The 11,457-nt window shown below is 69.4% G+C and carries 12 protein-coding genes; 6 read left to right on the top strand and 6 right to left on the bottom strand.

Features of this window, described 5'->3' with window-relative positions; genetic code table 11:
* Positions 1-99: 99 nt before the first annotated feature.
* Complete coding sequence (gene mftR / locus AMO33_RS04170; protein WP_011209742.1) at positions 100-690, bottom strand: mycofactocin system transcriptional regulator; 591 nt, start codon at positions 688-690, stop codon at positions 100-102.
* A gap of 64 nt (positions 691-754) precedes the next feature.
* Here mftR and mftE point away from each other — a divergent pair, with 64 nt between their 5' ends.
* Positions 755-1,456 carry a mycofactocin biosynthesis peptidyl-dipeptidase MftE gene (gene mftE / locus AMO33_RS04175; RefSeq protein ID WP_060590653.1) on the top strand — a complete coding sequence of 234 codons (702 nt, stop codon included), beginning with the start codon at positions 755-757 and terminating at the stop codon, positions 1,454-1,456.
* The gene (mftD, locus tag AMO33_RS04180; protein ID WP_060590656.1) at positions 1,453-2,655 is read left to right on the top strand and encodes a pre-mycofactocin synthase MftD; all 1,203 of its coding nucleotides are present in this window, start codon (positions 1,453-1,455) and stop codon (positions 2,653-2,655) included. The genes mftE and mftD overlap by 4 nt, the downstream gene beginning before the upstream one ends.
* A 24-nt stretch (positions 2,656-2,679) precedes the next feature.
* Here mftD and AMO33_RS04185 read toward each other — a convergent pair whose 3' ends face one another.
* Positions 2,680-3,150 carry a MarR family winged helix-turn-helix transcriptional regulator gene (locus AMO33_RS04185; RefSeq protein WP_011209739.1) on the bottom strand — a complete coding sequence of 157 codons (471 nt, stop codon included), beginning with the start codon at positions 3,148-3,150 and terminating at the stop codon, positions 2,680-2,682.
* A gap of 250 nt (positions 3,151-3,400) precedes the next feature.
* Here AMO33_RS04185 and AMO33_RS04190 point away from each other — a divergent pair, with 250 nt between their 5' ends.
* Positions 3,401-5,077 carry a fumarate hydratase gene (locus tag AMO33_RS04190; RefSeq protein WP_011209738.1) on the top strand — a complete coding sequence of 559 codons (1,677 nt, stop codon included), beginning with the start codon at positions 3,401-3,403 and terminating at the stop codon, positions 5,075-5,077.
* 434 nt (positions 5,078-5,511) lie between these two features.
* Here AMO33_RS04190 and AMO33_RS04195 read toward each other — a convergent pair whose 3' ends face one another.
* Positions 5,512-5,787, bottom strand: a complete 276-nt coding sequence (locus AMO33_RS04195; RefSeq protein WP_127516106.1) for a hypothetical protein — start codon at positions 5,785-5,787, stop codon at positions 5,512-5,514.
* Positions 5,780-6,118, bottom strand: coding sequence for a DNA-directed RNA polymerase subunit beta (locus AMO33_RS04200; protein WP_228789186.1), 339 nt, complete (start codon positions 6,116-6,118; stop codon positions 5,780-5,782). Before AMO33_RS04200 ends, AMO33_RS04195 begins: the two co-directional genes overlap by 8 nt.
* Before the next feature lie 348 nt (positions 6,119-6,466).
* Here AMO33_RS04200 and AMO33_RS04205 point away from each other — a divergent pair, with 348 nt between their 5' ends.
* A complete protein-coding gene (locus tag AMO33_RS04205) occupies positions 6,467-7,438 on the top strand; it encodes a hypothetical protein (protein ID WP_041560194.1) in 972 nt (323 codons plus the stop codon).
* Between the two features lie 16 nt (positions 7,439-7,454).
* Entirely contained in the window at positions 7,455-8,339 is an 885-nt protein-coding gene (locus AMO33_RS04210) for a PfkB family carbohydrate kinase (RefSeq protein WP_060590661.1), read from the top strand.
* On the opposite strand, the gene AMO33_RS04215 is transcribed toward AMO33_RS04210, so the two are convergent.
* Positions 8,320-8,994 (bottom strand): nucleoside/nucleotide kinase family protein, encoded by a 675-nt coding sequence (locus AMO33_RS04215; RefSeq protein ID WP_041560193.1) that lies wholly within the window; start codon positions 8,992-8,994, stop codon positions 8,320-8,322. The two genes, AMO33_RS04210 and AMO33_RS04215, sit on opposite strands and share 20 nt — an antisense overlap.
* Positions 8,995-9,614: 620 nt before the next feature.
* Between AMO33_RS04215 and AMO33_RS04220 the strand changes: the two genes are divergently transcribed.
* A complete protein-coding gene (locus tag AMO33_RS04220) occupies positions 9,615-10,133 on the top strand; it encodes a M15 family metallopeptidase (RefSeq protein ID WP_041561080.1) in 519 nt (172 codons plus the stop codon).
* Here AMO33_RS04220 and AMO33_RS04225 read toward each other — a convergent pair.
* The gene (locus AMO33_RS04225; protein ID WP_060590662.1) at positions 10,130-11,431 is read right to left on the bottom strand and encodes an MFS transporter; all 1,302 of its coding nucleotides are present in this window, start codon (positions 11,429-11,431) and stop codon (positions 10,130-10,132) included. The two genes, AMO33_RS04220 and AMO33_RS04225, sit on opposite strands and share 4 nt — an antisense overlap.
* Between the last annotated feature and the right edge of the window lie 26 nt (positions 11,432-11,457).

The raw sequence follows: 11,457 nt of genomic DNA on the forward strand, positions 1-11,457 counted from the left end.
TGAGACGGTCACACTGGTGCACTCGGACGTGGCCGAGCCCGAGCCTAGTCATACCCCATGGTGCTCGCGGCCCAAACCTGGGGTTTGCTCGCCCGGAGTTCACCTGTCCGTCGCGAAGCCGCGCTCGAGCGCCGACAGGGCCTGATCCAGGTAAACGGTGAGGTCGGCATCGGCGTTGCGCAGCCAGGCGTCGAAGGCGGCGCGGGCCGCGGCGAGGGTGGTGCGGCCCACCGCCAGCGGCACCAGGGCGTCCTCCGGCTCGCCGAGCCGTCGCGCGGCGAAGGCGCTCACCGCGCGCTCCCAGGCGTCGTAGTGCGGGCCCGCGGTGGCCGCGAGCGCGGGCACGGTGGCGACCAGGTGCATCCGGGTGCGCAGTTCGGCGACGTCCTCGGCGCGATAGGTGTTGGCGTTCACCACGACTCGGCGCACCGCCGTCATCATCGGCAGCTCGTCGGGCACCGTGGCGAAGGCCGTGCGCAGCGCGTCGACCTCGGCGTCGAACTGGTGCCAGAGCACCTCGGCCTTGCTGGGGAAGTAGCGGAAGAAGGTGCGGCCGCTGATGCCCGCGGCGGCGGCGATGTGTTCCACCGTCGTGTTGTCGAAGCCCTGTTCGGTGAACAAGCGCATGGCGATGAGCTCGAGGTCGCGCTTGGTGGTGCCGCGTGGGCGGCCCGCCCGGGTGGTCGTCACCCACCGATTATGGCAGCCACCGTCGCTATTGATTTTGTCACTGACTGACGTTACTGTCGGCGCCATGATGGCGGACATCACATCTCCGGAGGCGGGCGCATACGCGGCCGCCGGAGTGATCCTGGCCATCCCCTTCGGCGCCACCGAGCAACACGGCCCGCACCTGCCGCTGTCCACCGACACCGACATCGCTGTGGCGCTGTGCGCGGAATTGGCCGCCCGTCGCGGCGACGTGCTCGTCGCACCGCCGGTCCCGTACGGCTCGAGCGGCGAGCACGCCGGTTTTCCCGGCACCCTCTCGATCGGGCAGCGCGCGCTCGAACTGCTGGTGGTGGAGCTGTGCCGCTCGGCGACCGACACCTTCGCCCGGATCCTGCTGGTGAGCGGGCACGGCGGCAACCTCGAGCCGCTGCACCGGGCCCAGGCCCTGCTGCGCTCGGAGTCACGTGACGTGCGGGTGTATCTGCCGCGGTGGCGCGGCGACGCGCACGCCGGACGCGCCGAGACCGCCCTGCAATTGGCGCTGGCCCCGCACCGGGTGCGGATGGACCGCGCCGAACCGGGCGACATCCGCCCGCTGCCGGAGATCCTGCCCCTGCTGCGCGCGGGCGGGGTGCGCGCGGTGAGCGGCAACGGCGTGCTCGGCGACCCCACCGGCGCCGACGCCGAGCACGGCCGCGCATTGCTGGCCGCGCTCGGCGACGACTTGTTCGACAAGACCCGGCACTGGTGGCCGGAGACGACCCAGGAGAGGACTTCCCCATGAACGCGTGGTTCGAGACCGTCGCCGAGGCGCAACGGCGTGCGAAGAAGCGGCTGCCGAAGTCGGTGTACGGCGCGCTGATCGCCGGTTCCGAGCGCGGTCAGACCATCGCCGACAACGAGCGCGCCTTCACCGAACTCGGCTTCGCCCCGCACGTCGCCGGTCCGATCGGGGAGCGCGACCAGACGACCACCGTACTGGGGCAGCAGATCTCGATGCCGGTGCTGATCTCACCGACCGGGGTGCAGGCCGTGCACCCCGACGGTGAGGTGGCTGTCGCCCGCGCGGCCGCGGCGCGCGGGATCGCGATGGGGCTGAGCTCGTTCGCCAGCAAGCCGATCGAGGAGGTGGTGGCGGCCAATCCGGCCACCTTCTTCCAGCTCTACTGGTGCGGCAGCAAGGACGAGATCAGCGAGCGGATGGCGCGCGCGGCCGCCGCGGGCGCGGTCGGGCTGATCCTCACCCTGGACTGGTCGTTCTCGCACGGCCGCGACTGGGGCAGCCCGGAGATCCCGGAGAAGCTCGACCTCAAGACCATGCTGAAGTTCGCGCCGCAGACCCTGGTGCGGCCGCGCTGGCTGGCCACCTACGCCAAGTCGGGGCGCATCCCCGACCTCACCGCCCCGAACATGTCCGTCGGCGGCGGGCCCGCGCCGGGCTTCTTCGGCGCCTACGGCCAGTGGATGGGCACGCCCGCCCCCGACTGGGACGACGTGGCCTGGATCTGCGAGCAGTGGAACGGCCCGGTGATGCTCAAGGGCGTGATCCGGGTGGACGACGCGCGCCGCGCGGTGGACGCGGGCGTCGCCGCGATCTCGGTGTCCAACCACGGCGGCAACAACCTCGACGGCACCCCGGCCGCGGTGCGGGCGCTGCCCGTCATCGCCGACACCGTCGGGCACGAGATCGAGGTGCTGCTCGACGGCGGCATCCGCCGCGGCAGCGACGTGGTCAAGGCGGTCGCGCTGGGTGCGCGCGCGGTGATGATCGGCCGCGCCTACCTGTGGGGCCTGGCCGCCAACGGGCAGGCCGGCGTGGAGAACGTGCTCGACATCCTGCGCGGCGGCATCGACTCGGCGCTGCTGGGCCTGCGCAAGACCAAGGTCACCGACCTCGACCGCGGCGACATCGTCGTGCCCGAGGGCTTCGAGCGGGCGCTGGGCGTGCCCGCCTCGACCGTCGCCACGGCGGCCACCGCCTGATCCCCGGCCGACCGGCGCCTGCCGTCAGTTCCGCGGCGGCAGCTTCCGGTGGTGGGCGAGCAGCGTGTCGTAGATGTCGGCCAGCGCGGTGAGCTGATCGCGGTCGAGGACGTCGATCATGTGCCGCCGCACGCTGCGCACGTGCGCGGGCGCCGCGGCGGCCAGCACCTGTTCGCCCAGCGGGGTGAGCCGGGCCGCGGTGCGCCGGGCGTCGTCGGGGATCGGCTCGCGCTCGACCAGCCCGCGCTTGTTCATCCGGGTGATCTGGTGGGAGAGCCTGCTCTGCGACCACTCCAGCTTCGCGGCCAGCTCCGCGAAGGTCAGCCGGTTGTCCTCGGGCTCGGCCAGATACGCCAGTACCGAGTACTCGACGTAGGTGAGGTTCGACTCGCGGAAGGAATCGCGCCCGACCGCGGCCGCGATGGTGTCGCGGGTGCGCACGAAGCCCAGCCAGGCGCGCATCTCGACCTCGTCGAGCCACCGGGGTTCGCTCACGGCACAGCCTCCACACTCCGACGCGTCGTCAGGACTGCCCTGCGGGCGGCTCGCGTCAGTCGACAGGTAGCACCCGACGGTGGCCACCGCAACCGTCGATCCACAAAGGGTTGCCTAACTCCGAAGGCGGTCAACCGTCCTGGTTAGGCTTCGCTCTGCTTGTGACCAGCCGGGCTCGGGTCAAGGGCCGCCTCGACCCGCGCCGGACGGGTCCGCGCGAGCCGACGTCCCACCCGAAGGAGTGCGATCCGTGACCGCCCCGGAGTTCCGCTATTCAGATCTGCTGCCGATCGGCGCCGACGACACGCCGTACCGGCTGCTGACCACCGAGGGCGTCAGCACCTTCGAGCACAACGGTCGCACCTTCCTGCAGGTCGACCCCGAGGTGCTGCGGATGCTCACCGCCGAGGCGATGCACGACATCAGCCACTACCTGCGGCCCGCGCACCTGGCGCAGCTGCGCAAGATCATCGACGACCCGGAGTCCTCCGGCAACGACCGCTTCGTCGCGCTGGACCTGCTCAAGAACGTCAACATCTCCGCGGGCGGCATCCTGCCGATGTGCCAGGACACCGGCACCGCGATCGTGATGGGCAAGAAGTCCGAGGGCGTGCTCACCGGGGTCGACGACGCCGAGTGGATCAGCCGCGGCGTCTTCGACGCCTACACCAAGCTGAACCTGCGCTACTCCCAGCTGGCCCCGTTGACCATGTGGGAGGAGAAGAACACCGGCACCAACCTGCCCGCGCAGGTCGAGTTGTACTCCACCCAGGGCGATCCCGCGCACCCGTCCTACAAGTTCCTGTTCATGGCCAAGGGCGGCGGCTCGGCCAACAAGTCGTTCCTGTACCAGGAGACCAAGGCCATCCTGAACCCCGAGCGGATGCTGGAGTTCCTGGACGAGAAGATCCGCTCGCTGGGCACCGCGGCCTGCCCGCCCTACCACCTGGCCGTGGTGATCGGCGGCACCAGCGCCGAATTCGCGCTCAAGACCGCCAAATACGCCTCCGCGCACTACCTGGACAATCTGCCCACCGAGGGCTCGATGACCGCGCACGCCTTCCGCGACCTGGCGCTGGAGGAGGAGGTCTTCAAGCTGACCCAGTCCTTCGGCATCGGCGCGCAGTTCGGCGGCAAGTACTTCTGCCACGACGTGCGCGTGGTGCGCTTGCCCCGGCACGGCGCCAGCTGCCCGGTCGCCATCGCGGTGTCCTGCTCGGCCGACCGCCAGGCGCTGGCCAAGATCACCCCCGAGGGCGTGTTCCTCGAGCAGCTCGAGCGCGAGCCCGCCCAGTACCTGCCCGAGCAGACCGACGAGATCCTCGGCGGCGACGTGGTGAAGATCGACCTGAACCGGCCGATGTCGGAGATCCGCGCCGAACTGTCGAAATACCCGGTGAAGACCCGCCTCTCGCTCACCGGCCCGCTGGTGGTGGCCCGCGACATCGCGCACGCCAAGATCAAGGAACGCCTCGACGCCGGCGAGCCGATGCCGCAGTACATGCGCGACATGGCCGTCTACTACGCGGGCCCGGCCAAGACGCCCGAGGGCTACGCCTCCGGCTCGTTCGGCCCCACCACCGCCGGACGCATGGACTCCTACGTCGACCAGTTCCAGGCGGCGGGCGGCTCCTACGTCATGCTCGCCAAGGGCAACCGCTCGGCGCAGGTCACCAAGGCGTGCAAGGAGCACGGTGGTTTCTACCTCGGCTCGATCGGCGGCCCGGCCGCGCGGCTGGCGCTGGACTGCATCAAGAACGTCGAGGTGCTCGAATACCCCGAGCTCGGCATGGAGGCGGTCTGGAAGATCGAGGTCGAGGACTTCCCGGCCTTCATCGTCGTCGACGACAAGGGCAACGATTTCTTCGCCGAGACCCAGAAGCCGATCGCGCTGCGCGTGCGCACCCGGTCCAAGGAACGGGTCTAGGGGAAGTCCCGGCCGACGGCGGGTGTCGATCCGCGCGGATACCGAACCGGTTGCGACACACCGGGCGTCGTGCGGACAGGTGGATGTCCGCCGATTCGCCGCAGCGGCAACGGGGTTCGGCGGTGCACCCTGGAATGCGGAACGTCACGGGAAGATCTCGAACCCCCGCCGTTCCGATCGAAGGGAACCAGTTCGGCCGCGCGGCCGAACCGTTCGAGCCGGACGGGGTCGACGGCTGGAACACCCGAGCGGCGTGGCGTCGGGCTTGTTCGCTCCCTGCACACGCGGGGAGAGCCCACCCGGGGATATGTGTCGTCCCCGACCAACGCCCCGCGCTCATCGCCGAGCCCGACGGCCGGGACCGCTCACCCCGGCTGTCGGGCTCGACGGGGGAGTGCTTCGATCTCCGGTCGCGAACCGCGGTGGTGAGCGGATCAACGCTGCTTCCGGACCGCCCGCAGTCGCTGCCGGGTGCGGTGTATGGCGTCGGCCAGGTTCGTATCGCGTTCGCATTCGTAGTCGAGTCGTACGCGCTCCCACAGGGCACGGTCCATGAGATCGAAGCACTCGCCCAGCGGTAGGTCGGGCAGAGCGGTGACGCGGCCGTGCTCATCGACCAGGGCGCGCACCCGGACAGTGCCCTTGCTGACCGACCACCGTGCACCGGACGCGCCCGACCATGTCGAGTGCTCGACGCTCGGCTCAGCCACTTCGCACCGATCCGGGATCGACACACGCGCGGACAGCGGCGACGACGGCGAGCCCCGAGGGGCGGAACGGGTGAGTCGGTTCGTCCACCCACAGCCGGAAGCCAGCACTTCTCACCGTGGGTGAGGGCAGCGCGACCTCCGCACCCGCAGCGGCGACCAGGACATTGAGGCGGAAGAGCTCACAGAACAACGGAACATCGTCGGGAAGATCGGGCTGGACGAGGAAGGTCCAGCGCTTGGATCGAGGATGCGAGATGACCGGACCGCCGCCGAGTGTGCGGCGTCGCAGATGCAAGCGCACCTGTCCGCCGAGCGCGGCGGGCATGGTCACCGCACCGACCGGACCGGCGCGAAACACGATCCGCTCGGTGTCGGGACGAACAGTCGCCGGTAGTGCGCATACGCGTCGGTAGAACTGGCACCGGCTGATCGGGGTATCGGACACTGGGGTGAGCACGGTTCCTCCGTGGCCATGGGCGGCGGACGAGATGCAGGGTCAACCGCCGAACTTGTGGGGCGGATTTGCCACAGGAAAAGTGTTCCTGGCCAACGCGTCCACTCTCGTCGCCATGTCGGTCCGATCTCGTCCGGTCCAGTCCGATCCCGTCCACGCGCAGAAGGCCGGCATCAGGATCGGGCCCGCCGGATCAACGGTTGGGAAGGGGACGGGGTGGGAACTGTGCTGAAGATGCTGCTGGATGAGCGGCATCTGGCCAGCCACAAAGACTTCTGCGATGCCTACCGTAGGCACGCGGCCGAGCTCGGGCCGGCCGGGTGGGGTGAGCCGCCGTCGCGGGCGCAGTTCTACAACTGGTTGGCGGGCGAGGTGAAGGGCCTCCCGCAGAACCATCACCGCCGAGTACTCGCCCTGATGTTTCCCGGCTGGTCGATCCCGGCACTGTTCTCTGCCGCCGACGCCCTGAGCCCCGAGCCGAAGCCGGGTGCCGGGGCCCAGGCTGGGCCCGAGGAGTTTCTGGGTGCCGAGATGGCCGCTCGCGGCGTGACCTTGGTGGTGCCCACCTTCGAATTGTCGACGCGATCGGTGGATGTGCTCGGCAGGGCAGGAATTCCTCGCCAGCACATTTTCAGCAAGCACGCGAGCGTGTTCAGCACCGCACATCGCATAGATGTCCCGACAGCGATGGCGGAGAACGATGTGCGCGGCATGCTGTATGTGATGTCGATGATTCAGCAACACGACGGGATCTCCGTGTCGATCCACAGCGACCGCGAGGTGGTCGTGGCATGCGACCGGCCCTACATCAGCTTCGGTCTCAGCTCCAACGATTGCACCCACCTGTATCTCGAAAGCAGCGACGAACCCTTGTTCGCCATCTGTGACTCCCCACCGGCCGCCGGCGCGTATCTCGAACATCTCGAGCTCGTAGACGGCAACCACTACTCGTCCGACGACCATCGGAACATCGGGATCATCGCCAGGGTGCGTCCTGCGCCGGACCTCCATCCGGGTAGGTACTGGTTCTTCTGCGCTGGACTTGGCGCCCGTGGCACGACGGGTGCGAGCTGGTATCTGGCCAAGCATTGGCAAACTTTGCAGGAACGAGCCACCGACCGAGAGTTCGTCGCGGTGATCGGGGTGCGGACGTTCTCGGATCAGACCGCCACGCTCGAGCACTTGCTGACCCGCTGACCAGAAGGAGCGCCGGGTGACCGCAGCCTTGTTCGTGGGCCTGTCCACTGTCGACATCGCCTATGCCGTCGATCGCTATCCTGAGGAGGACACCAAAACACAGGCGCGGGAACAATTTCTCGGGGCAGGGGGACCCGCGGCCAACGCGGCCGTCGCCTGCGCGGTCGTCTCGGGTGAGCCGACGGTGTTGGTCACTGCCCTCGGTCGCCACCCGCTCACCGAGGTCGCTCGTCACGACCTGGCCGCCCACCGGGTCACCGTGGTCGACGTGACGCCGGAGCGCGCCGAGCAACCGCCCGTCTCCTCCATCGTGGTCGCTCTCGAAGGACAATCGCGCACCATCGTCGGTCTCGACGCGGCCCGGACCCGCGCGCCGTTCACCACCGAGCTCGTCGAGCATGTCGATCGGGCTTCGATCGTGCTCGTTGATGGCCACCATCCCGAGCTGGCCATCGGAATGGCCCGGCGCGCCAAAGAGTTGGGTGTGCCCGTCGTTCTCGACGGGGGTCGCTGGAAGCCGATTCACGAGGACCTGCTGCCTCTGGTGGACGTGGCCATCTGTTCCGAAGCCTTTCGTCCGCCTGGGTTCGAGGGCGATGCCACGGCCCTGGTGGATTACCTTCGGGCCCGCGGGCCGACATGTGCCGCGCTCACCCGCGGACCGAAGGCGATCGTGTACACCGCAGGCGGTCGGCGAGGCTCCGTGCAGGTCACGCCGGTGGGCGGAGACGCCGACACGCTCGGAGCCGGCGACATCCTGCACGGCGCGTTCTGCGCGTATTTCCGCCGAACGGGTGACTTCGTGGCTGCGCTGACCCGCGCGGCCGCGGTGTCGACCCTGTCCTGCCGGACGTTCGGTACCAGGAACTGGGCGCGCGAACTCAGCGAGCTGAATGGATGAGGTAGCGACCGTCGATCTCCTGGAGAACGACGTCCGCTCGGTCCCGTGTGCGCGCAATCGTCCTGGCGTTGGGCAGATCGCTGTCGGTGATCTTCGCCCGTGCCTGGTCGGGCGCTTTGCCGCCGCGCAGGTGACGCTCGGTCAGCCGCTCGAGGACGACCGACTCGTCGGCATCGAGGTACCACACCTCGTCCAACTCTCCTCGGGCCAGCGACCATCCGGGCTGCTCGAGGAGCAGGTAGTTGCCCTCCACGACGGCGAGACGCTGCTCGACGAAGACGATGGCATCGGGCACCGGATCGTGCAGTTGTCTATCGTAGATCGGCCAGGCCACGCGGCGGCCGAGCGGTGTCGCGCGTAACAGCTGCAGCCGTTCGACGAACCCGGCCACGTCGAACGTGTCGGGTTCACCCTTGCGGTGCCTCGCCCCGACGGCGTCGAGTACGGCGGACGACTTGTGAAATCCGTCCATCGGCGCGATCTCGGCCGGGATGGCCTGCTCAGTACTCACGGCGGCGGCCAAGATCACCGACAGGGTCGACTTCCCGGCTGCCGGGGGACCCGTGATCCCCAACAGATAGCGGCGCCCATCGGGGATGCGCGCGGCGACCTCCGCCGCGAGTTCGGCGACGGAGACCTCGGCACCAGCTCGCATCACGGAAGTCCTTTGCCCCAGAATCGAATCCGTGCACTCACGTTACCAGCGCGGGGAAGTACGGTTCGTGCCGGACCGAAAGCCTCGAAGCGCTGACCGGCGGGATACCACGCGAGCCGTGCAGCGTCTCGAGGGCAGCGGCCGGCCGTGATGGTCTCTCACTGTGTCGCGGGCCTCGCTGGTCACGTCGATGTGTGCGGCTCGAGGGTTGGTAGCCGGATCGATGCTGTTGTGATCCACAACACTGGATAACTATGTGGACAAGGGGTTTTCCAGTGGAAATTCCCAAAGCTGTGGATTACCGGGGGATCTCCTAGTGGGCGCGATAGGGTGCCTTACGGTTGTTGAAAAGCGTTGTGGCACAGGGGAATATAACGAGGTTGCGGTGGGGTGAACGGTGTGTGTCGCGACACGGACGAGCGGAACTGTCCGACACGCCAATTCGGGTCGGCGTGTCACTGTCGGAGTGTCGCGCGAGTGGCGGAGTTATCCACCGCGACCTGTGGATATGTGGATTGTCTCTGACTGTTCACTGCCCGCCCCCGGCGCGCCGCCCGACCCGGATGATCGACCGGCCCGGCTGCCGGGCGACCCGCTCCGCCCCGGCTACCATGATCGCCATGTCCCGGAGACCCCAGGTGATCACCAGGCGAACCCTCGCGGCCGTGCTGGCCGGTCCCGTCGTCCTCACCGGCGTGCTGGCCACGGCCACCGCGACCGCGGCGCCGGGGGAGCAGCGGGAGGCGCTCGGCTCGGCGGCGGGCACCGACGGGCTCGACCCCGCCCTGGCGGTGGCCTACACCCTCGCGGAGCAGGCCGCCCACGCCGAGGGGGTGCCGCTGTCGATCACCTCCGGCTATCGCACGCCCGCCGAACAGCAGGCGCTGTGGGAGGACGGGCTGGCCACCTACGGCAGCCCGGAGGAGGCCCGCCGGTGGGTGCTGCCGCCCGAGGAATCCACGCACGTCTCCGGCCAGGCCGTCGACGTGGGCCCGCAGGCGGGCGCGCAGTGGCTCGAGCGCAACGGCAACCGCTGGGGACTGTGCCGCACCTACGCCAACGAATGGTGGCATTTCGAGCTGGCGACGATCCCCGGCGGCAGCTGCCCGCCCCTGCGCCCGGACGCGAGCGAACGCTAGCCGCTCAGGCGGTCGGCCGGGCGCGGTAGCCGCCAGTACAGCACGTAGGTGCAGATCAGGCTCATCGCGCAGATCGCGATGGCGTAGACGGTCACCGGCAGGGAGCTCGATCCCGCCGACCACAGGGCGGTGGCGATGAGGGGGGCGAAACCGCCGCCGAGCATCACCGAGAACTGCACGATCAGCGATGTGCCGGAGTAGCGGACGGCCGGCGGGAACAGGGCGGCGATGATGATGCCGCCGACGCTGTGGCTCACCGGCAGCACCAAGCCCATGCCCAGCAGGGCGAGCAGCGCGGCCGCCCGGGAACCGGTGTTCAGGATCGGGAAGTAGAGGGCGCTCCAGACCAGGAGCACCGCGGTACCGGCCAGGAAGACGCGGTGGGTGCCGTACCGGTCACCGAGCGCACCCCACACCGGCATGGTGGCGCACCACAGCACCGATCCGGCGATCACCCCGGCCAGCAGGAAGTCGCGGTCGAAGCCGAGCTGGGCCGTGCCGTAGGTGAGGCTGAACGCCATGAACAGGTAGACCACCGCGCCGGTGGCGGTGGCCGCGCCCAGGATGAGCAACAGCCGGGCCGGACCCACGCGCAGCGCGTCGCGCAGCGGGAAGGCCGAGATCTCGCCGCGGTGCACCAGGTCGGTGTAGGCGTCGGATTCGGTGATCGCCAACCGCACCGCCAGCCCGACCGCGACGAGCAGCACGCTGAGCAGGAACGGGATCCGCCAGCCCCACGAGGTGAAGGCGTCCTCGGGCAGGAGCGCGCTGGTACCGAGGAACACCGCGTTGGCCAGGATCAGCCCGGCCGGCGTGCCCATCTGCGGGAAGCTGGCGTAGCGGTTGAGTCGACCGCGTGGGGCGTGCTCGACGGCCAGCACCGTCGCGCCCGCACCTTCGCCGCCGAGCCCGATGCCCTGCACCAGCCGCAGCACCACCAGCAGCACCGGCGCCCAGAAGCCGATGCTGTCGTAGTTGGGCAGCACACCGATCAGCGTGGACCCGATGCCCATCAGCAGCAGCGACACGACCAGGGTGTTGCGCCGGCCGAGCCGGTCACCGAAGTGCCCGAACACCAGGCCGCCGAGCGGCCGGGCGCCGAAGCCGACGGCGAAGGTGCTGAAGGAGGCGAGGGTGCCCGCGGTGGGGCTCAGCTCGGGGAAGAACTGGCCGCGGAAGATCAGCGCGGCGGCGGTGCCGTAGAGCATGAAGTCGTACCACTCGAGGGTGGTGCCGACGAGGGTCGCCGCCGCGACCTTGCGGTGCACGGCGGCGGGGCGAGGTGGAGCGATGGTCACTGCGGTCCGTTCGGTCGAGCTCGGTC

It is taken from the genome of Nocardia farcinica (assembly GCF_001182745.1).
GTDB classification, from domain to species: domain Bacteria; phylum Actinomycetota; class Actinomycetes; order Mycobacteriales; family Mycobacteriaceae; genus Nocardia; species Nocardia farcinica.